This is a genomic window from Sutcliffiella horikoshii (assembly GCF_044809035.1).
Lineage (GTDB): Bacteria > Bacillota > Bacilli > Bacillales > Bacillaceae_I > Sutcliffiella_A > Sutcliffiella_A horikoshii_G.
The window spans coordinates 3,522,638-3,542,391 of the sequence record NZ_CP085237.1; the positions used below are offsets into that span (position 1 = coordinate 3,522,638).

Consider the following 19,754-nt stretch of genomic DNA (forward strand, 5'->3'; position numbering starts at 1 on the left):
AACGCTTCAGGGGTCTCAACCTACTGTTACTCCCCCGCTGGAGTCTACGCCATTCGCTCCAATCCACAGCTGGAAATTACATAAACAATACGTTAATGCTTATTGAATTAACACAGTTAGATTGCTTTTCGTAACCCTTCAATAAATGAAACCACCTAGTTGATTGAAGTGGAAGGCGCGCAGACACCCGCGGGAGGAAGGGACAGGTGAGACCCCACAGGCGCAAGCCGAGGAGGCTCACGGACCGCCATTCGGATAAGCGAAGCGCCTGGAACGGAAATCAACCGGATTATATACTTTCTTATTCTTAAAAAAAAAGAACCGGTTAACAGCACCGATTCTTCATGTAATATTAAAACATTTGATAACCATTTTTACGAAGCATTTTAATAACGATCCCAGAAGTTATCGCTCCGGCTAAGCCGCTCACCAAAATAGTGATATCTGCCACCTGCAAGGAAGCAACCTCCGTGCCAAGCTTGGAAAATGCGGTACCTGGCTGCCTGAAATAATCGATCAACCGCACATCATCTTGAGCGATGATCCACACACAAACCAAAGGATAGATAATGGCCATGATCCATGACATGCGTAAAAGCATATTTAAAAGGAATCCGATCCCAAAGAAAAGCACAAAAAACAACACAACAGATATAAGTAAAATTGGTATGTTCAATACCAAGCACCTCCATTACACATCTTTACTTAGTGTACTGAAAGCGTTGATACGAGTCAATTATTTTTGGCAACCAAACAAAAACACAATCGCAATTGTCCTAAATACGTCATAATTGACCTATCATAGAACTGGCGCGATTGTGTGAATTCCACATGTACTAATTATTTTCTTCCGCTTCCTCCACAGCAGGAACAAGTTTCTGATCCGCCTAGCAAAAGTTGAAAATATCCTTTACCTGAGCAATACGGGCAATCCTTCTTCTCTGTTTGCAGTTGATTTTTCATTACTTATCCCTCCAGATGATTTTCTCAAAACAGAAATTTAATTTAATTTTCTGATAATATATCATCCTTTTAAGGTAAAAGGAAAGGGACGAAATCGGCTGAAAAACACGATGTAAGCGAATACATCTTATCCAACCTATTTATTTCTTTCTTTTTCTTAAATTTACAGAATTATTAGAAAAATAATTTGTACGAGCTGTAATTAAAAATTCGACCTGGATTCAATGCTTTTGTTTCTTTTAATAAAGAGAGGTTTGGGAGCTTTGCACAATAGTGGATAAGTAATGAAGAATCTGGGTCATTTTCTAGTTCTTCTAACGATTTAAAAGCAGCATCAAAAAGTTCTTCTTTCTGAGACATGACATTCAAATTTTGTGGAGTACAAAGGAATAGAAGCATATTGTCGCTAATGCTTTCTTTGATGACACCTGACCTAACCCCAATCAGACCTTCCACCTCTACCTTAACGCCTGTTTCTTCATATACTTCTCGCACTACCGCCTCATCTACCGTTTCATTTGCTTCCACAAACCCTGCAGGAAAGGACCATTTTCCTTTCAATCCACCGTAGCGCTTTTTCACGACAAGCCATTTTCCATCCTCCGCTACCACAATACCTGCAACCGCAAGCCAGACATTTTCTCTTTTTCCCATATATACATCCCCTAATTTCATCAATATATTGTTATGGTACCAAGAATAAAGGCAAAAAGAAAAGCCGCACGGTATAAAATGCGCGGCTTTTATGAAATATATTATAATACGTTGAATTTACCTTTTTTCATGACAAGTCCAGCTCCGCCGATCATGTATAGAGCACGGTTATCAACCATTTTCTTCATGAAGGAAGCTTTAGAACCCCAGATTTTGCGACCGAATACTACACCGATTGCATCATCTTCACCTAGAGAACATACCGTTCCTTTTAGGTCTGGAGTGAAAGTTTGTAGTTCACCTTGGCCACGAACCAATACTGCCAAGTTTTTCGCACATACTTCCCCTTGCTGCATCGCAATTTGTGCAGTTGGAGGGTATGGACGGTTGATTTCTTCGTTGATGATTAGAGAACAGTCTCCCACGATGAATACATCTTCATGTCCAGGAGCGCGCAAGTAAGGATCTACTTTCACACGTCCACGCATGTTTTCGAATCCAGAATCTTCCACCAAGTGATTTCCACGTACACCAGCAGCCCAAACAACTGTGCCAGCTTTGATTTCTTCCACTTCTTCGTCTTTTGCAACGATGATTCCTTCTTCAGTCGCTTCTTTAATCGCCGTACCAATCTTGAATTCTACACCTTTACGCTCAAGTGTGTTTACAGCGTATTCCACTAGTTCTGGATCAAATCCAGGAAGCACAGTCGGCGCTGCTTCTACACACACGATGCGAACCTTTTCTTTAGGAATATCAAACTCTTGGCAAAGTTCAGGAACACGGTTCACTAGTTCTCCAAGGAACTCGATACCAGTAAATCCAGCTCCACCAACTACGATTGTCAAGCGGTCGTCACGACGGTGTGCTTCTGTGTTGTAAGTAGCAAATTGATACTCAATGTGCTCACGAATCTTACGAGCAACATTTAAGTTTGCGATAGTGAATGCATGCTCTTTCAAGCCTTTGATGCCAAATGTCTCTGCTTCATAACCAAGACCAACTACTAGGTAGTCGTAAGAGATTTCTCCGCCTTTAGTCAAAGCAACAGTTTTCGCTTCACGGTTGATGCCTGTAACTGTATCGTGTAAGAAATGAATCTTGCTACGATCAATAACATCAGAAATTTTGTAACGAGTACGATCAGCTGGCAATGTACCTGCAGACGCTTCATGTAACCATGTAGACTCATAATGATAGTCATTTTTGTTAACTAACGTAATATCGGCTTCATTGACACCGATCATTTTTTGTAGACGAACAGCCGTTACTAGACCACCGTAACCTGCACCTAGAATTACTATACTTGGCTTTTTCAAATGAATCACACCTTTTATATTGAAATTTTTATAAAATAAATATGAAGACATGAAACAAATCTCACTGTACCTATTCTTACTATCCACTATTAAGATAAAATTTATTAGAAATAAATGATTGTGAAATACTTCACGAATATGGACGGCAAAAAAGTGCGGAATTTGTCACAAAGAAACTTAACCTACCTAACATCATATTCTTTTTCCCGCTTTTTTTCAAGACAAAATCATAGTTTAAAAAGCTTTAAAATATTCGGAAAAAATAAGTAACTCCGTACTTAGATTCCAAAATTTCTATCTATTTTCAGTATATGTTCCCCATATTCCAAGGTTGAAAACAGAAATTGTGAGAAAATTATGCTATGATGAAGAAAGAAAGTTAACAATTGTTTAGGGGGATAGATTCAGATGAGCGAAGAACAAAAAGTATTTGACATCACTATCATCGGTGGAGGGCCAACAGGCTTATTCACTGCTTTCTACGGAGGTATGAGGCAGGCTAGCGTCAAAATCATTGAAAGTCTACCACAATTGGGTGGACAGTTATCCGCGTTATACCCTGAAAAGTACATATACGATATTGCCGGATTCCCAAAGATCCGAGCTCAGGAATTAATCAACAACCTAAAAGAGCAGATGGCTAAGTTTGAGCCAACGGTTGCGCTTGAACAATCCGTTCAAACCCTTGAAAAAATGGGAGACGGCACCTTCAAGATTGGGACGGACAAAGAAACACACTATTCTAAAGCCGTCATCATCACTGCTGGTAACGGAGCATTCCAACCACGCCGCCTTGAGCTTGAAAAAGCTGCTGAGTATGAGAACAAAAACATTCACTATTTTGTGGACGATATGAATAAATTTGCAGGTAAAAAAGTGGTGGTATTCGGCGGTGGAGACTCTGCCGTTGACTGGGCATTAATGCTTGAACCGATCGCAGAAAAAGTAACCCTTGTTCACCGTCGTGAAAAATTCCGTGCACACGAGCATAGTGTGGAAACGTTAATGAATTCCAAAGTGGAAATCAAAACGCCATACGTACCAGCAGAATTAATCGGTGACGAGAACGCCATCCATCAGGTTGTCCTCGAGAAAGTTAAATCAGAGGAACGCGAAATTCTTGATGTCGATGATGTCATTGTTAACTACGGATTCGTTTCCTCACTCGGTCCTATCAAGGATTGGGGACTTGAAATCGAAAAGAATTCCATCGTAGTCAATTCCAAGATGGAAACAAACATCTCCGGAATTTATGCGGCTGGCGATATTTGCACCTACGAAGGAAAAGTAAAACTAATCGCTTGCGGCTTTGGCGAGGCACCTACAGCTGTTAATAACGCCAAATCTTATATCGATCCAAAAGCAAAAGTTCAACCGCTTCATAGTACTAGTTTATTCTAAATCGGTAATGATGGTGCAGCCAACCCTTGTGGAAACAGGGGTTGGTTTTTGCCTTTTGGAGAGCTTCCCACTGTAACCTTCCTCCACCTTACAACGTCTAACCTTTTAATAAAACTAATGAGGTGACCAGCTAAATGAAACTCTTCAAAATTGCTGTTCTTTCTATTCTCCTCTCTATCTTATCCCTATCGTTCTATTCATCCACAGGCTACGCTTGCTCCTGCCTTCCACCTGGCACACCGCAGGAAGAACTGGCAAAAATGGATGCCGTATTCAAAGGAAAAGTATTAGAGGTTGACGAAAAATTTAACAGTACAACAAAAGTCAAGTTAAGCGTGTCAGAAACATGGAAAGGTGTGAACTCGAAGGAAGTAGTCATCTACACCGCCATGGACTCCGCCGCATGTGGGGTTTATTTTGAGAAAGACAAAGAATACTTGGTCTATGCCCACATGGAGGATGGAGAATACACGACATATCTTTGTTCGAGAACAGTGGAGCTTGCGCAGGCACATTCCGACTTAAATGAACTTGGGGAAGGTACTTTCCCCACAGATGATACAAAGCCATTCGCTAACTTCTCCACACAAAATGCAGTTATCGGTACTCTTGGAGTGGCACTGGTGCTGGGCGCATGCTTCTTCTACCGTTGGAAAAGTACAAAATAAATAAGCATGGAAAAAGCACCTCTCTTTTGGAAAGGTGCTTTACTCGTTTAATATGATTAGTATAAGACAACGATCCTGCCGTTATAGAGGCTAATGAAATATCCAACATAGTCCCCAAGATCTACACTTACCTCTTCTCCAGTTTCCAATACGTGGTTAATGCCATCTACTATCCCGATATACTCCATCCAATCGCCTGTTGAAAAATAATCGATCAATACCTCTGCATGAGTGGGGTCTGTCCCCGCTGCCCCTGTACTCATGGAAAGTAAAATGCCTTCTGTCTCATGGTAGATCATAAATCCATCGGAATTTGGAATTCCATATAGATTGGCACCATGCTTTTCTGCGATGGCTATATGATTTATAAATTTTTCATCATTTATTTTGTGATAGGTATAGTCTCCTAAAGTGACTGTTTCAGGCTGTTCTTCCACTTCATCATCTTTGTGGTCAACTGTTTCCGGGGCAGGAGGTTCTTCACGTGGAGCTACTGCTGGATTTGCTATCGGCTTAGTACTTACTTCTGTAACTTCTTCTACTTCATTGGTGTCTGCTTCATTGGTATCTATGGAAAATGTTTTAGTGCGGACATAATGATTGGAAGGTTTTTTTGAATGAAATTGGTATGACTCACTTGCCTGTGTGTCAACTCCTTGACAGGAAGCTCCGATACTTGCAAATCCTAGTGCCGACAAAAGAATAATTGCCATGCTCCTTTTACCTTTCACTTCGACCACTCCTTCTTTTTCACCTAACTATATAGACGGTTTGGAGAGGGATTAGGTTTCATATTTTTGGAAAATAGATGAAACAAAAAAACTTGGACAACCTGACAGGCTACCCAAGTTTTTGACTATTATTTAGCATTCTTCCGGCTTTCCTGCTTCCGTCGCTGTGCGGAAGGAAGAACCACACCCGCAGTTTGCGATGGCGTTCGGATTATCAATGGTAAATCCGCCGCCCATCATGGATTGTTTAAAATCAATTTTCACATCCTGAAGGATTGGCTTGCTTTCCGCATCAATTAGAATCTTAATACCGTGCTGTTCCAATTCGATGTCTTTTTCGCCTTTTTCCTCTTCAAAGCCCATTCCGTATGAAAGACCACTGCATCCTCCACCCTTTACGCCTACACGTAAAAAGACCGATTCATCGCCGTGTTCTTTCATCATATCTTTTATTTGAAAAGCTGCTGCTTCTGTAATTGTGATTACATCACTCATATGTTACACCTCCCAATGTATTTCCAGTTTCATTACTTTTATTATATCGTGAAACGGAAGTCTGCTCAAACTTACTGCTTTTATAGTATATGCATGAAGAACAAGCCATTGTGATTAATAATAGAAAGATCCTGTACAGATAACTTCCGCTGGCCCGCGCATTTTCACAGAACCATCTTTCGTCCATGTGATAAAGAGATCTCCTCCTGCCAAATGAACAACCGTCTCTTTGTCACGAGCCGTTTTGTTGTTAAGTACAGATGCCACTACTGCTGCACACGCTCCTGTTCCGCATGCCTGGGTTATGCCAGATCCTCTCTCCCAAACCCGGAAGTGCAACTCATCTTCTGCGACAACCTCAACAAACTCTACATTTACTCCTTCAGGAAAACGGGGGTCTTTTTCTACAATAGGTCCAAGGGTTGTAAGCGGAGCATCCTTTATATTATCCAGGTAAAAGATGACATGCGGATTCCCCATGGATACTGTGGTAATTTCGTAAGTTTCGCCATCCACTGCGAATGGTTCAGCAACTAAAGCATCCTTTTCCTCGACAAGTATCGGAATATCTTTAGTGGAAAGCCTTGGTTCACCCATATCGACAGTTACAGAAGTGACCTTGCCGTCCTCTAGTTCCACTTCAGCTTCTACCAGACCTGATAGTGTCTCTATTTTAAACGTTTTCGTTTGGACGATGCCGTGCTCATAAGCATACTTGGCTACACAACGAAGGCCATTTCCACAGTTTTTCCCTTCTGATCCGTCATTATTGAAGATTCGCATTTTTACTGGTGCTACTTCCGACGGGCAGATTAGAATCATTCCATCAGAACCTATGCCGGTATGGATGTTCGCAACCTTGACGGCAAGAATTGATAGCTCTTCTTCTTTTATTTTTTCCTCAAACATATTCACGTATATATAATTGTTTCCTAGTCCGTGCATCTTGGTGAATTGAAAGGAGCGCATTTTTACTATTCCTCCAAAAATAATTTATTTCTTCAAGTATAAATACATAAAAGTCTGAACACAATAGAAATATCCCCCGTTTTATATGAAAAACCCATGTATCGATTGCTTCTGCGGAAGCATGATAACATGGGTTTTTCTTGTTTTTGATGAAGAATTGTAATGGTGAGTACCTGTCATGGTCGGTCTCAGGGCTTCATTCATCTTATGAGGACCTCTCTCCCTCGGAAATCTGCTCTCTCAGGTCTTCATTCTACTTATGAAGACCTCTCCTGCACGGAAATCTGCTCTCAAAGGTCTTCATTCATCCCCTTAGACATTTTCCACTCAAAAATAATGTCTTCATCCCATTTTCAAAAAAAAATCCACCTGCCAGGTACACCGGCGGGTGGATTAATATTTTTAGAACAAGAACATACCAGCAATTGCAGCACTCAATAGGTTTGAAAGTGTACCTGCAATGATTGCGCGGAATCCTAATCTTGCGATATCAGGACGACGGCTTGGTGCTAAGTTTCCAAGTCCACCCAATAGGATTGCCAAGGAAGAAAGGTTAGCAAATCCGCAAAGTGCGAATGCGATAACAGCAACTGATTTTTCACTGAACATATCAAGTTGTGCAGAGAAAGTAGAGTATGCTACGAATTCATTTAATACAAGTTTTTGACCAATCAGGTTACCTGCAGCAACGGCTTCACTCCAAGGAATACCGATTACAAATGCAAGTGGTGCAAATAAGTAACCAAGAATGAAGTCAAGTGAGAAGTTTTCAGCGCCGAACCATCCACCGATTCCACCTAAGATACCATTGATCAGTGCAATTAATGCGATGAATGCTAATAGCATTGCACCAACGTTAAGGGCAAGCTTTAAACCGTCTGATGCACCGCGAGCAGCAGCATCGATGACGTTTGTTGCTCGGTCTTCTTCCGATTCACCAATTTGGGCATCGGCATCGTTCTTTGGCTCTTCTGTTTCAGGAATAAGCATTTTTGCCATGATTAATCCACCAGGAGCCGCCATGAAACTTGCTGCCAATAGGTATTCTAGAGGAATTCCAAGTGCAGCATAACCAAACAGTACAGAACCCGCAACAGATGCAAGTCCACCTGTCATAACCGCGAATAACTCAGACTTAGTCATTCCTGCGATATATGGACGAATTACTAATGGAGCTTCTGTTTGACCAACGAAGATGTTAGCGGAAGCAGATAGAGATTCTGTCTTGCTTGTCCCTAAAAGCTTCGCAAGACCGCCACCTAAGAAACGGATGACAATTTGCATAATACCAAGATAATAAAGTACAGAAATTAATGCAGAGAAGAAAATGATAATGGTTAATACATGGAATGCGAATACAAATCCTGTAGCTTCAGAACCAGGATTACCTAATACCGGCCCGAAAAGGAAACCGATTCCTTCATTCGCGTAATTGATAATATTTTGAACCAGTTCAGTAAGCTTAAGGAACATGCTTCTTCCGAACTCCCACTTCAATACGATAAATGCGAAGAGCAATTGAATCGCTAAACCGCCTAAAATAGTACGAACCTTAATCTTTCGTTTGTTTTCCGATAGTAGGAATGCGATTGCAAAGATAACTGCGATCCCCATTAAACCCCAAAGGATATTATTCATAATATTCACCTCTATTAGAAATTTCTGTAAGTTGTTTGTCGTCAGACATCTAACTATCACAGTACCACTTTACTACGAAATGAAAGCGTTTGAAAGAACTTTTTTTTGTCAATTTGTTACAACCATACAGAAAACGTTCTCATTAACACGGGTCCTTAAATAAATTACCCAAGAATTACAAATTAATGTATGGTCGAAGAAAAAAACAACAAGTATTTTATAGGTGTTTAGAATCATTTGAGTTGTTCCTCAAGCGGCGATATGGTACTTTTGTATTATATTGTCGAGAAAGGGTGATTTTGATGGATCCATACTATAGCCGAAATATTTCATGCAGAAATTGCAAATATGAATATAGCACGTTAAAAATAAAGTCCCGTTTTATTCGCCCTTTGACACATGATTCGGATTTTTGTACAACCTACCATACATTAGAGACAAACCCTCTACTTTATTACGTATCTGTTTGTCCGAATTGTGGATATGCTGTTACAGAGGAATTTAGTTCTAAACTAACAAAAGAAGCACTTCTCGCCATCCAAACAAAAATACAAAAGCATTGGCAATTTAAAAATTACGGGCAGCAACGGACAGTTGAAACTGCCATAAACGCATATAAACTTGGAATCTATTCCGGTATTATCACGAAAGAAAGCCCAATTGTCATGGCTGGTCTCTACCTTCGACTCGCATGGATATATCGCACTGTTGAACCAAGCCAAAATCAGGAGCTGCGTTTCTTGAAACTTGCTGTCGACCAGTTTGAACTTTCCTATTCACTGGGGGACTATGAAGAAAAAGATATGTCTGAGATTAAACTGCTATACTTGATAGGGGACCTTCATTGCCGTATAGACTCGGAACGTCAAGCCATTCAATATTTCCAAATGGTCATCAGGCACAAGCATAAGGATAAGGAAAAGCGCCTTGTTGAAAAAGCAAGAGACCGTTGGTATGAGATACGGAGATCCTCAAAAGTGAAGGTAAGTAGCTAGGTAGGATTAACAATAATAAAAAGAGCATGGTCCCAAATGTGGGCTCCATGCTCTTTTTTATGAGGAAGCATCTTATTAAAACATAGGATTTTCTTCTAAATAAATATATATGTTGTCTACCAGCTGTTCCGGAGACTCTCCCGCCACAACATCTCCGTTGACGAGGGCGAAAAGTGTGTCAAAGCATTTACCGCAATAACCTAGGCAGCCGTACTCTACAATATCCAGATTTGGATCCTTTTCCAACACTTCTCTCGCCTTTTGTGAACCACTGGCTAAATTGCTAATACAAAATTCGATGATTGGCTTCACTAATTTCACCCCTCTATTGCCCTTCCATGCTACCTTTTTTTCCTTAAAACGTCAATTAGGAAGTTTCGTGTAAAGTGATGATCATAACTATGCTGAATATTCTACCAACCTCAACATTTTTCCGAAAGAATGTTGTTATTTAGTCGTAATTTCGATATACTTTTAATGTTATTTTAATTAAACGTGTTATACATTTTCAAAATGAAAGCGCAATTGTCATATAATTTGTGTTTTCTTTCACATAAAAGTTTTCCTAGAATACTAGTTTCATCCATCTTCTTACAATTACCTTTAATGGGTCTTCATTTATTATATTTTTGATTCTATTAGCTTAAAAAGGGGTTTAGCTGCTATGAAAAAACTTGTTGTGCTTGGCGCAGGCTACGGCGGTATGCGCGTTTTACACCGACTTCTTCCTAATCAATTACCATCTGATATTGAAATTGTATTGGTAGACAGAGCTCCATATCATAGTTTGAAAACGGAATTCTATGCGTTGGCTGCGGGAACGATTTCAGACCATCATGTTCGTGTCACTTTTCCAGAGCACGAAAGACTTTCTGTTAAATACGGAGAAGTATCTAACGTGGATATGGAGGCGAAAGTGGTACATTTTGAAGATCAGAGTACACTTTCTTTTGATGACCTGATCATCGGCCTTGGCTGTGAGGATAAGTACCATGACATTCCTGGTGCAGAAGAATACACATACAGCATTCAGACGATTAATAAATCGAGAAAAGCTTACCAAGCTTTAAATGACTTACCAGCTAATAAGGTGGTTGCAATTGTTGGTGGTGGATTAAGTGGAGTCGAGATTGCGAGTGAGCTTCGTGAAAGCCGCCCTGATTTGGCCATCAAACTATTCGACCGCGGAAAGATCATCCTTTCTAGCTTCCCTGAAAGACTTAGTAAGTACGTGCAAAACTGGTTTGAGACGCATGGAGTGGCAGTGGTGAACGGCTCTAATATCACTCGTGTAGAGGAAAACACCCTTTACAACCATGATGAACCGGTACATTGCGATGTCATTGTATGGACTGCAGGAATACAACCAAACAAAGTGGTTCGAGATCTTGATGTTGAAAAAGATGGACAAGGCCGCGTGATCCTGACAAAACAACACAACATACCTGGTCATGAAAATGTTTATGTGGTTGGTGATTGTGCAAGCCTCCCTCACGCACCAAGTGCACAATTGGCAGAAGGACAAGCTGAACAGATCGTCCAAGTGTTATTAAAACGCTGGAACGGCGAAACCCCGCCGGAAGAATTCCCTGCCATTAAGCTTAAAGGAGTTTTAGGCTCTCTTGGCAAAAAGCACGGATTTGGATTGGTAAATGAAAGACCGTTAACTGGCCGAGTGGCAAGATTATTGAAATCCGGTATTCTATGGATGTATAAATATCATAATGGATAAAAGAAATCCCCAAAAGTCGTATGGACTCTTGGGGATTATTTTTTATGATGCCTCGTACCCATACTTCTCCATTGCAGAATAGATTGTTTTCAGCTTCGGATTGCCTTCTCCGACAATCTCCCCTTCAATGACCACAACCGGATAAAACATATCTTCTTCCACAACTCTTTCGGCAAAATCTCGTTTCTCTCCGTCACACTCTTCTGTTTTAAAAATATCTATATAAGAGATGGCGAATTCTTGATTTGGATATTTTCTTGCTACAGCAGCTTCTAACCATTCGTATGTTTCTTTTGACGACGGTAGGTTTACACAGCTCGGGCATAACACCTCTGCACCATATACACAAATTTCTATCTTTTTCTTCATAAGCCGACATCCCCCAATATTCACAGCATTTTCTTTATTTTAACGTAAAACGCTTACTTTTTCATGAAATTAATTTCGATTTCCTAAAAAGACCCAGTGCAGAGCAATAGATTTTTTGAGAGGTTTTCTTTATAATAGAATTATGTAAGGAAAGGAGCGATAACTATGTCTAACCCGGAAATCAATGCGCAAGTTCAGGAAGTACTAGATAAATTACGTCCATTTCTTCTTCGTGACGGAGGGGACTGTGAATTAGTAGATGTGGAAGACGGCATCGTAAAGTTGCGTCTGTTAGGTGCATGCGGTTCTTGCCCAAGTTCCACTATCACATTGAAAGCTGGTATTGAGCGTGCATTACTTGAAGAAGTACCAGGCATCATCGAAGTAGAGCAAGTATTCTAATATTCTTATCCAAAAAAACCGGCAAGCTGATCACTTTTATCAGCTTGCCGGTTTTTTATTAGATGGATGACACCTTACATAAATGATTAGAATGCACCTCGCTTCCCCCTTTACTTACTTGCAGAAGCTCGACTTTATGCTGCGTAAATTCTGCAGAGATCATGCTAACGACATTCCTCCCTTTTCCTTTTTCGCAAAAGCAGATGACCGTCGGACCGGCACCGCTGATTGTGACTCCAAAGGCACCAGCTTCACTTGCTTTCTCCTTTAGTTTTTGAAATTCCGGAAACAATTTTTGGCGATAAGGCTCATGGAAAATATCGCTTTGCATCATCTTGCCAACAAGATCCCATTTTTTCAGCATAAACGCCCCAAGCATGACATTGGCGTGGCTGCTGCCTGTTACTGCGTCTCCAAACGCAAGTCTGTCTGGTAAAAGGCCTCTTGATTCCTTTGTTTTGGCCTCAAAATCTGGTATAACGGCAACCATCTCCAACTCCTCCACCGGAAGCTTTACATATTCCCACTTATTATTCTGATAGGTAGAGACGACAAGCCCCCCATATAGCGAGGCGGCGACGTTATCTGCATGCCCTTCGAATCTTGCGGCGAGCTGAAGTTTTTCATCAGGGCTCAGATTTTTCTCACAGAGGACATTCATGATTTCAATGGCCCCCACAATGGCTGCCGCACTGCTGCCAAGCCCTCTCGCCAATGGAATGTCACTCATCGTCAGAACATGTGCGGGAGGAGCTTCTACATTCCAAAGCTTCTGCAATTCCTGACAGACGGTGTAGAGAATGTTTTCTTCTTTTTTTATAGAGATAGGTGGAACACTTGTAAACTTCCATTCGTCAGCATGATTGACAAAAAGGGTGATGAATTTATTCACCGCCATCCCGATGGAATCAAATCCTGGCCCAAGATTGGCCGAGCTGCCTGGTACTTTGATAACAAAACCATCTCTATACCCCTTCATACCAATACACCTTCAAACGATTTAACGAGCTGTGAATAATCATTCGGTATTTTTTGTACATGTACATCTGCATGATTGGTGGCTGTTACCGGATCTTTCAAACCATTTCCTGTTAATACGGCAACCACCTGTTTCCCTTTTGCCAATTCTCCAGATTTCAGTTGTTTGATAACCCCGGCAACGGATGCGCTCGATGCAGGTTCTGCAAACACCCCTTCAGTTTTTGCCAGTAGTTTATAGGCAAAGAGCATTTCTTCATCTGTCACAAAATCAATTTTTCCTTTTGAATCTTCTGCTGCCCGCACCGCATGCTCCCAGCTTGCTGGGTTTCCAATCCGAATGGCTGTTGCAATCGTTTCCGGATTAGGAATGACCCGGTTTTGGACGATTGCCGCTGCTCCCTCCGCTTCAAACCCACGCATTTCAGGTAAGCCTGTTGCCCGCTCTTGATGATACTCTTGAAAACCCCTCCAATATGCCGTGATGTTACCTGCATTTCCTACAGGCAAGGCGAGAACATCTGGTGCTTTACCGAGTTGGTCGCACACTTCAAATGCAGCGGTCTTCTGTCCTTCAATTCTGTATGGATTAAGGGAGTTTACGAGCGTGATGGGCAGCTCTTCTGATAACTGACGCACCATCTGCAAGGCTTCATCAAAATTTCCGTCCAAAGAATAGATTTCCGCTCCATACATGACTGCCTGCGCAAGCTTTCCTTGAGCAATTTTTCCGTCAGGTATCACGACAATGCACTTCATGCCCGCTCTTGCTGCATAGGCTGCTGCGGAGGCTGATGTGTTACCAGTAGACGCACAGACAACGGTTGTACTGCCTTCCTCTTTCGCCTTCGCTACCGCAAGCGCCATTCCTCTGTCCTTAAAGGAACCGGTCGGATTGGCTCCTTCCACTTTTACATGCAACTCCACCCCGAGCTGTTCAGAAAGATTTTCGAGAAAAAGAAGTGGCGTGTGCCCTTCCTGAAGGGAGACGTTTGGTGTTTGATCACTAACTGGTAAGTATCTGCTATATTCCTTGACTAGTCCTCTCCACCTCATACAGCGACTTCTCCTTCCACCCGGTAACTGCTTTTGATTTCTTTTACATACTTCATATCTGCCAGCTCTTCAAGAAGGTTGTCATAGCGCTCTAGAGAAGCGTGATGTGTGACGACCACTACTTCTGCCAACGCTTCTTCTTTTAATGGAAGCTGCAGGATTTTTTCAAAGCTGACTCCTTTTTGAGAAAAGAGATTCGTAATATGAGAGAGTACTCCTACTTCATCCTGTACATGAACACGAAGGAAATGTTTTGCCTGAATCTCTTCTTTTTCTTTCAGTGTTTTTTGGAACTGAGGAGATACCATGCTTTTTCCGTTCACACCAAGCCGCATGTTTTTCATCACGCCAACGAGATCGGATACTACCGCTGTTGCTGTAGGCAAGCTGCCTGCACCTGGTCCGTAAAACATCGTTTCTCCTACTGCTTCACCGTATACATAAACAGCATTATATTCGTTCTGCACACTAGCTAATGGATGTGCTTGCGGGAGAAGGGTCGGCTGGACGCTAACTTCGACCTTTTCCTTTTCACGGTGTGCAATGCCAATTAGTTTCATAGTATAACCAAGCTTTTTGCTATAGTTCAGGTCTTCTTCAGAAACGGAACTGATTCCTTTCACCTGAACATCTTTCAGTTCGATATTCATGGAAAAGCCCAGTGTGGAAAGGATGGCCATTTTTCTTGCCGCATCAATGCCTTCCACGTCCGCAGTCGGATCGGCTTCTGCAAATCCAAGTGCCTGAGCTTCTTTCAATACTTCTTCATAGGAGGAACCTTCATTGTTCATTTTTGTAAGAATGAAATTAGTTGTTCCGTTCACGATTCCCATCATTTTTGTAATTCTATCTGACGCAAGTCCGTCTACTAAACTTCTTAGGATCGGAATGCCGCCTGCCACACTTGCTTCATAAAATAGATCACAATTGTTTTCTGCAGCCGCTGCCAGCAGCTCTGATCCATACACGGCCATCAAATCTTTGTTTGCAGTAACGACATGTTTTTTATTATGAAGGGCTCTTAAAATGTGATGTCGTGCCTCTTCCACGCCCCCCATCACCTCAATGACCACATCGATTTCCGGGTCATCGAGCACCTCTTCGGCATGCAGTGTCAATAAATCCGGATTCAAATCCACCAAGCGCTCCTTATTCAAATCCTTCACAAGCGCCTTCTTCACCCGAACCGGACACCCCACCTGATGCATCAACTTATCCTGATGACCCTCCACAATCTTCACCACACCACAACCAACCGTACCCAACCCCAACAAACCAACCGAAATCACCTTCACACTACTCCACTCCCTCGAAGGGGTCTGACCCTCACTACTCTAAAGCATTAAAGAGGGGTCTGACCCCTTTATCTTTTTGTCTTTTCTGCGTGTACATTTGTATTTATATAATGGACATTATAGAGGGGTTTGGCTTGCTTGACAAGGGGTGATTTTTGCGATTTTTATATGTAAGCGCTTAACCTGCTGGGGGAGTAACAAGAAAAAAATAAGAGACCGGATCTCTTCTCCACCCTTCTTCGCAGAGAAAAATCCGGTCCTTATTAAATCACGGTCTTGGCTTTATTTCCTTGTATTACTGCCACTATATTATCTCGACATAGCTTCATCATGGTTTCCCTTGTTTCTACACTTGCGCTACCGATATGAGGGATTGCTACAACCTGAGGAAAACGAAGCAAAGGATGGTCAGATCCAATCGGTTCTGCGTAGAAAACATCCAATCCCGCTCCGGCAATTTCATCACTATTTAACGCAACGATGAGCGCCTCTTCATCCACCACCTGACCTCTGCCGACATTGATAAAGAAGGCAGAATTTTTCATGCGCTTGAATGCATCATGATCAAAAAGATGCTTTGTTTCATCCGTTAACGGTGTTAGACAAACAACAAAATCGGATTCCGCTAATAACTGTTCGAAACTGCGGTAGGATGCCCCTACTTCCTGTTCAGCTTCCATATGGCGACTTCTATTATGGTAAAGGATTTCCATGCCAAAACCCTTGGCACGCCTAGCTACTGCTTGTCCTATTTTGCCCATTCCGACAATTCCTAATGTCTTATGATGAACATCTGCTCCTGCAAGCAGGAAGGGGCTCCAGCTTTGCCAGCGCCCCTCTTTTACAAATCCTTGGGCTTCCGTAATTCGTCTTGCTGTTGCAAGCATCAAAGCAAAAGTAAGATCTGCGGTCGTTTCCGTCAGCACATCCGGCGTGTTGCACACAATCACACCTCTTTCTGATGCTACCTTCACGTCAATATTGTCATATCCAACAGCAAGGTTTGCTACAACTTTAAGGTTCGGCGCCTGCTCTAACAGTTCTTTGTCTACTTTATCCGAGAGCATCGTCAAAAGCGCGGTTGCTTTTTGAGCTTCTTTCATCAGTATTTCCCTTGGAACGGCCTCGCTTTCACTGTCCCACATCTTCACATCTGCCATTTCGAAAAGAGGGGTCAATAATTCCTCTTTCAGTTTTCTTGTTATAAACACATACGGCCTTTTCATCTGACTCTCTCCCTACATCTTGTTGTCTCGAATAGTTACTAATGCTATCTGTTATTTTATCACTCATAGCTTTTCCGAAACATACAAATATAGGGCAAGCGCTTATTTTTTCACCCAGTCTAATACTGGCATTCCATAGCTTTTAGCAGGTACACCTGCCAAGTCATAGAAGTTCCCAAGAAGCTGCTCATAGTAAGTGGAAGATTGCAAAATCGCTTTCATCCGGTCTTCGTGCCATTTCTTATCAGCAACGGGACCGCTCGTATAATAGTCCTCTACACATTCAAAATAGTGGATAGGAAACGTTAGCCTTGCATACAAGAGTCGCCACGAAAAGCTTGAAAGCGGCGATACCCGTTCATAGTCTTGTAAAAAAGTTTGAATCTTCGCGGGGTTCATGTCCTTTCCTTTGCGACATTCCACCCGTATCCATTCTGAAAGGTCTCTGCTTGCATGATCAAAAATCCAATCTGTCGGGAGCTTCATCCATTGCGCCTGCTGCCATGTGAGATCTGTGAAGCGATGGTGACAGAGGGTGGCAGCATCATTCATCATGGGACTATCGTCAAGTTCTGTATCCACTAGGTACTGAATGGCATTTTCGGTCAATCCTAAATAGTACGGAAAAGATTCAACAAACTGGGTATCGAAAACATCAACTGGATTACTTCTTACCTTTTCTCTGAAAAAACTCTCCATTTGGTCGACCCTTTTCACCCATAAGCTTTTCCATTGGCCAATTCGGTTAATGGCTGTCACTTTTGCAGGATAACTTCTGGCATGTGTATGGAAGGTGGCCAATTCTTTTCCAACTACCAACTTCCTTGAACTATAGTCATATGGCATTCGAAAAATGGCCATTTGCCTACCTTCTATTTCGGAAATATACGTATCATTCTTATTTTTCACAAAAGAACTAACATATATATCTTTGTGCGTGCGTATCATATAGTCACTTATCTTTTGAAGCTCATCAATTTCTTCCGCTTCCAAGTGAGCAACAGGCACCATGATATAAAGTACGCGATTAGACCAAAAGGCATCAAACTGTCGTACCCTTTGCTTCCTTTCCACCCTTAACTCATATTGATCGTAAATGGTCTGCTTCAAATCTGTTCCCTCCTTCTCTTTAGTACCAACTATATGAAGAAAACAGAGAAAACTTGTTAAGTATAACTATCTTTCTAAACTTTATGACCAAAAGCTATTAATTCCACCTATTAAGGGCATAAAGAGTAGATAAAGAAACAAAAAATGAAAGAGAATGGGGTCTGACCTTCACTGCTCTAAAGTGTTAAAGACCTAAAGAGGGGTCTGACCCTCACCGCTCTAAAGTACTAAAGAGGGGCCAAAATCCCCCTCGACTATATTATAAAAGATGGGTGAGCTGTATGAAGAATTTCGAGAGTATGGATGATGTGGAGAAGAAGGCGCGGGCGTTGTTGGAGGAGCGCGGGGTGACGATGGATGATATTGCGGAGTTGGTGTATTTCTTGCAGTCAAAGTATCATCCCGCTCTGGAGCGTTCGGAGTGTCTGGAAAATGTGGACCGTGTTCTTTCTAAGCGTGAAGTTCAGAATACCGTTTTAACTGCGATTGAACTTGACATATTGGCTGAGCAAGGTAAAATTCAAGAGCCGCTCTTAAGAATATTGCGTGATGATGAAGGATTGTATGGAGTGGATGAAGTATTGGCCTTATCCATTGTAAACGTGTATGGCTCCATCGGCTTCACAAACTACGGCTATATTGATAAATTGAAACCAGGCATACTAGAGCATCTTAATGATAAGAGCTCCGGGAAAGTTCATACTTTCTTAGATGATATCGTTGGAGCCATTGCTGCCGCAGCATCAAGCCGTTTGGCTCACCGCGCCGCGAATACCGAATGAATATTTTCACATAAAAAACCAGGCAGCAGCTTTGACAGCGCACATGCCTGGTTTTTTCCTATAAGTAAAGAATCCCATCCAAAATTTTAAACTCTTTCTATCCACTCTGCCAAGGAATCTACCGTGTAGGTAGGCTGCTCTTCATACGTTTCCAAATGCACTTTTGTCGTCACACCTGTATGCACAAGCAGCGTATCCATCCCAGCATTCATTCCAGCCTTTATGTCTGTATGATAGTTATCCCCCACCATCAGTGTTTCTTTTCGAGGTACACCCAATACTTTAAGGGCTTGCTCCATAATGACCTTTTCCGGCTTGCCGATGAAGGTCGGCTGTGTTTCCGTTGAAACCGTCAATACAGAAGTCAGTGATCCGTTACCAGGTAGTAGACCTCTTTCCGTCGGAATGGCGATATCACCGTTAGTGGAAATAAAACGCGCACCATTTCGGATGTTAATGGCACCAAGCGCCAACTTTTCATAACTGATGGAACGGTCGATTCCGCTGACTACCACGTCTGCTCCCTCATCAACCAATTCAAATCCCTTCTTTAACAGTGCCGTTCTGATTCCTTCCTCGCCGATTACATAGATTTTAGCCTCAGGCTTGTAATCATAAATAAAATTTGCCGTAGCATTGCTTGTAGTGAACACTTGCTCATCCAAAGTAGGAATACCAAAATCCCTTAACTTCTGTGCAACCTGCTGCGGGGTTCTGGAAGAATTATTCGTGACAAAAAGATAAGGAATCTTTTTATCATATAATGCTTTTACAAAATGGCTTGCCTCTTCTATTTTCTCTTTTCCACGATACATCGTTCCATCAAGATCGATTAAATAACCTTGGTACTTTTTCATCTATTTTCACACTCCACTATTGTCATTTCATTAGTTTAGGTTTCTTTCGACCTGTTCATGTTAGCACAATTTTCTAACCCGTTAAAAGCAAGAAGAACGCCTCCATAAAAAGAA

The 19,754-nt window shown here is 41.8% G+C and carries 22 protein-coding genes; 6 read left to right on the forward strand and 16 right to left on the reverse strand.

The genetic code is table 11. The features are described 5' to 3' along the window. Positions 1 to 352: 352 nt before the first annotated feature. The 4 genes from LG307_RS18400 to LG307_RS18415 form a co-directional block, all read right to left on the reverse strand. A complete protein-coding gene (locus tag LG307_RS18400; RefSeq protein WP_404445001.1) occupies positions 353 to 682 on the reverse strand; it encodes a YuiB family protein in 330 nt (109 codons plus the stop codon). Positions 683 to 840: 158 nt separating this feature from the next. Then, positions 841 to 963, reverse strand: coding sequence for a YuiA family protein (locus LG307_RS18405; RefSeq protein WP_157860702.1), 123 nt, complete (start codon positions 961 to 963; stop codon positions 841 to 843). Between the two features lie 174 nt (positions 964 to 1,137). Beyond that, the gene (locus LG307_RS18410; protein WP_404445004.1) at positions 1,138 to 1,617 is read right to left on the reverse strand and encodes an NUDIX domain-containing protein; all 480 of its coding nucleotides are present in this window, start codon (positions 1,615 to 1,617) and stop codon (positions 1,138 to 1,140) included. 101 nt (positions 1,618 to 1,718) lie between these two features. Then, positions 1,719 to 2,987 carry an NAD(P)/FAD-dependent oxidoreductase gene (locus LG307_RS18415; protein WP_404429147.1) on the reverse strand — a complete coding sequence of 423 codons (1,269 nt, stop codon included), beginning with the start codon at positions 2,985 to 2,987 and terminating at the stop codon, positions 1,719 to 1,721. A gap of 357 nt (positions 2,988 to 3,344) precedes the next feature. On the opposite strand from LG307_RS18415, the gene LG307_RS18420 reads away from it, so the two are divergent. After that, complete coding sequence (locus tag LG307_RS18420; protein WP_404445006.1) at positions 3,345 to 4,337, forward strand: NAD(P)/FAD-dependent oxidoreductase; 993 nt, start codon at positions 3,345 to 3,347, stop codon at positions 4,335 to 4,337. Between the two features lie 134 nt (positions 4,338 to 4,471). Continuing rightward, positions 4,472 to 5,005, forward strand: a complete 534-nt coding sequence (locus LG307_RS18425; protein WP_404445009.1) for a hypothetical protein — start codon at positions 4,472 to 4,474, stop codon at positions 5,003 to 5,005. Between the two features lie 56 nt (positions 5,006 to 5,061). On the opposite strand, the gene LG307_RS18430 is transcribed toward LG307_RS18425, so the two are convergent. From LG307_RS18430 to LG307_RS18445, 4 genes are all read right to left on the reverse strand, one after another. After that, positions 5,062 to 5,736 (reverse strand): hypothetical protein, encoded by a 675-nt coding sequence (locus tag LG307_RS18430; RefSeq protein ID WP_404445012.1) that lies wholly within the window; start codon positions 5,734 to 5,736, stop codon positions 5,062 to 5,064. 132 nt (positions 5,737 to 5,868) lie between these two features. Next, positions 5,869 to 6,231 (reverse strand): iron-sulfur cluster assembly accessory protein, encoded by a 363-nt coding sequence (locus tag LG307_RS18435; RefSeq protein ID WP_010196553.1) that lies wholly within the window; start codon positions 6,229 to 6,231, stop codon positions 5,869 to 5,871. A 114-nt stretch (positions 6,232 to 6,345) separates the two neighbouring features. Then, entirely contained in the window at positions 6,346 to 7,200 is an 855-nt protein-coding gene (gene dapF, locus LG307_RS18440; protein WP_404445014.1) for a diaminopimelate epimerase, read from the reverse strand. Positions 7,201 to 7,602: 402 nt separating this feature from the next. Continuing rightward, a complete protein-coding gene (locus tag LG307_RS18445) occupies positions 7,603 to 8,838 on the reverse strand; it encodes a NupC/NupG family nucleoside CNT transporter (protein WP_404445017.1) in 1,236 nt (411 codons plus the stop codon). 302 nt (positions 8,839 to 9,140) lie between these two features. Between LG307_RS18445 and LG307_RS18450 the strand changes: the two genes are divergently transcribed. Beyond that, entirely contained in the window at positions 9,141 to 9,833 is a 693-nt protein-coding gene (locus tag LG307_RS18450) for a DUF2225 domain-containing protein (protein WP_404445020.1), read from the forward strand. A 75-nt stretch (positions 9,834 to 9,908) separates the two neighbouring features. Here the strand turns inward: LG307_RS18450 and LG307_RS18455 are convergent, their stop codons facing one another. Continuing rightward, positions 9,909 to 10,145 carry a YuzB family protein gene (locus LG307_RS18455; protein WP_010196565.1) on the reverse strand — a complete coding sequence of 79 codons (237 nt, stop codon included), beginning with the start codon at positions 10,143 to 10,145 and terminating at the stop codon, positions 9,909 to 9,911. Positions 10,146 to 10,497: 352 nt separating this feature from the next. Here LG307_RS18455 and LG307_RS18460 point away from each other — a divergent pair, with 352 nt between their 5' ends. Further along, positions 10,498 to 11,565: an NAD(P)/FAD-dependent oxidoreductase gene (locus LG307_RS18460; protein WP_404445022.1), complete on the forward strand. Its 1,068-nt coding sequence runs from the start codon at positions 10,498 to 10,500 to the stop codon at positions 11,563 to 11,565. Between the two features lie 42 nt (positions 11,566 to 11,607). On the opposite strand, the gene LG307_RS18465 is transcribed toward LG307_RS18460, so the two are convergent. After that, on the reverse strand, positions 11,608 to 11,934 hold the full coding sequence (locus LG307_RS18465) for a YuzD family protein (RefSeq protein WP_404445024.1): 327 nt from the start codon (positions 11,932 to 11,934) through the stop codon (positions 11,608 to 11,610). 165 nt (positions 11,935 to 12,099) lie between these two features. Between LG307_RS18465 and LG307_RS18470 the strand changes: the two genes are divergently transcribed. Further along, positions 12,100 to 12,336 (forward strand): NifU family protein, encoded by a 237-nt coding sequence (locus LG307_RS18470; protein WP_010196573.1) that lies wholly within the window; start codon positions 12,100 to 12,102, stop codon positions 12,334 to 12,336. Positions 12,337 to 12,394: 58 nt separating this feature from the next. Here the strand turns inward: LG307_RS18470 and thrB are convergent, their stop codons facing one another. From thrB to yutH, 5 genes are all read right to left on the reverse strand, one after another. After that, a complete protein-coding gene (gene thrB, locus LG307_RS18475; protein ID WP_404445027.1) occupies positions 12,395 to 13,315 on the reverse strand; it encodes a homoserine kinase in 921 nt (306 codons plus the stop codon). Continuing rightward, complete coding sequence (gene thrC / locus LG307_RS18480; RefSeq protein ID WP_404445029.1) at positions 13,312 to 14,370, reverse strand: threonine synthase; 1,059 nt, start codon at positions 14,368 to 14,370, stop codon at positions 13,312 to 13,314. Before thrC ends, thrB begins: the two co-directional genes overlap by 4 nt. Beyond that, positions 14,367 to 15,665 (reverse strand): homoserine dehydrogenase, encoded by a 1,299-nt coding sequence (locus LG307_RS18485; RefSeq protein WP_404445031.1) that lies wholly within the window; start codon positions 15,663 to 15,665, stop codon positions 14,367 to 14,369. Before LG307_RS18485 ends, thrC begins: the two co-directional genes overlap by 4 nt. Before the next feature lie 263 nt (positions 15,666 to 15,928). Further along, positions 15,929 to 16,891: a 2-hydroxyacid dehydrogenase gene (locus LG307_RS18490; protein WP_404445034.1), complete on the reverse strand. Its 963-nt coding sequence runs from the start codon at positions 16,889 to 16,891 to the stop codon at positions 15,929 to 15,931. A gap of 102 nt (positions 16,892 to 16,993) precedes the next feature. After that, positions 16,994 to 18,001, reverse strand: coding sequence for a spore coat putative kinase YutH (gene yutH / locus LG307_RS18495; protein ID WP_404445037.1), 1,008 nt, complete (start codon positions 17,999 to 18,001; stop codon positions 16,994 to 16,996). A gap of 299 nt (positions 18,002 to 18,300) precedes the next feature. Here yutH and LG307_RS18500 point away from each other — a divergent pair, with 299 nt between their 5' ends. Beyond that, positions 18,301 to 18,783 (forward strand): phosphatidylglycerophosphatase A, encoded by a 483-nt coding sequence (locus LG307_RS18500; protein WP_034774906.1) that lies wholly within the window; start codon positions 18,301 to 18,303, stop codon positions 18,781 to 18,783. A gap of 86 nt (positions 18,784 to 18,869) precedes the next feature. Here the strand turns inward: LG307_RS18500 and LG307_RS18505 are convergent, their stop codons facing one another. Further along, a complete protein-coding gene (locus LG307_RS18505) occupies positions 18,870 to 19,640 on the reverse strand; it encodes a TIGR01457 family HAD-type hydrolase (RefSeq protein WP_404445040.1) in 771 nt (256 codons plus the stop codon). Positions 19,641 to 19,754: the final 114 nt, after the last annotated feature.

Bases quoted from the DNA above. Each gene is read 5' to 3' on its own strand.
- LG307_RS18405 (WP_157860702.1), bottom strand. From the start codon at position 963: ATGAAAAATCAACTGCAAACAGAGAAGAAGGATTGCCCGTATTGCTCA.
- LG307_RS18410 (WP_404445004.1), bottom strand. From the start codon at position 1,617: ATGGGAAAAAGAGAAAATGTCTGGCTTGCGGTTGCAGGTATTGTGGTA.
- LG307_RS18415 (WP_404429147.1), bottom strand. From the start codon at position 2,987: ATGTCTTCATATTTATTTTATAAAAATTTCAATATAAAAGGTGTGATT.
- LG307_RS18420 (WP_404445006.1), top strand. From the start codon at position 3,345: ATGAGCGAAGAACAAAAAGTATTTGACATCACTATCATCGGTGGAGGG.
- LG307_RS18425 (WP_404445009.1), top strand. From the start codon at position 4,472: ATGAAACTCTTCAAAATTGCTGTTCTTTCTATTCTCCTCTCTATCTTA.
- LG307_RS18435 (WP_010196553.1), bottom strand. From the start codon at position 6,231: ATGAGTGATGTAATCACAATTACAGAAGCAGCAGCTTTTCAAATAAAA.
- dapF (WP_404445014.1), bottom strand. From the start codon at position 7,200: ATGCGCTCCTTTCAATTCACCAAGATGCACGGACTAGGAAACAATTAT.
- LG307_RS18445 (WP_404445017.1), bottom strand. From the start codon at position 8,838: ATGAATAATATCCTTTGGGGTTTAATGGGGATCGCAGTTATCTTTGCA.
- LG307_RS18450 (WP_404445020.1), top strand. From the start codon at position 9,141: ATGGATCCATACTATAGCCGAAATATTTCATGCAGAAATTGCAAATAT.
- LG307_RS18460 (WP_404445022.1), top strand. From the start codon at position 10,498: ATGAAAAAACTTGTTGTGCTTGGCGCAGGCTACGGCGGTATGCGCGTT.
- LG307_RS18465 (WP_404445024.1), bottom strand. From the start codon at position 11,934: ATGAAGAAAAAGATAGAAATTTGTGTATATGGTGCAGAGGTGTTATGC.
- LG307_RS18470 (WP_010196573.1), top strand. From the start codon at position 12,100: ATGTCTAACCCGGAAATCAATGCGCAAGTTCAGGAAGTACTAGATAAA.
- thrB (WP_404445027.1), bottom strand. From the start codon at position 13,315: ATGAAGGGGTATAGAGATGGTTTTGTTATCAAAGTACCAGGCAGCTCG.
- thrC (WP_404445029.1), bottom strand. From the start codon at position 14,370: ATGAGGTGGAGAGGACTAGTCAAGGAATATAGCAGATACTTACCAGTT.
- LG307_RS18490 (WP_404445034.1), bottom strand. From the start codon at position 16,891: ATGAAAAGGCCGTATGTGTTTATAACAAGAAAACTGAAAGAGGAATTA.
- LG307_RS18500 (WP_034774906.1), top strand. From the start codon at position 18,301: ATGGATGATGTGGAGAAGAAGGCGCGGGCGTTGTTGGAGGAGCGCGGG.
- LG307_RS18505 (WP_404445040.1), bottom strand. From the start codon at position 19,640: ATGAAAAAGTACCAAGGTTATTTAATCGATCTTGATGGAACGATGTAT.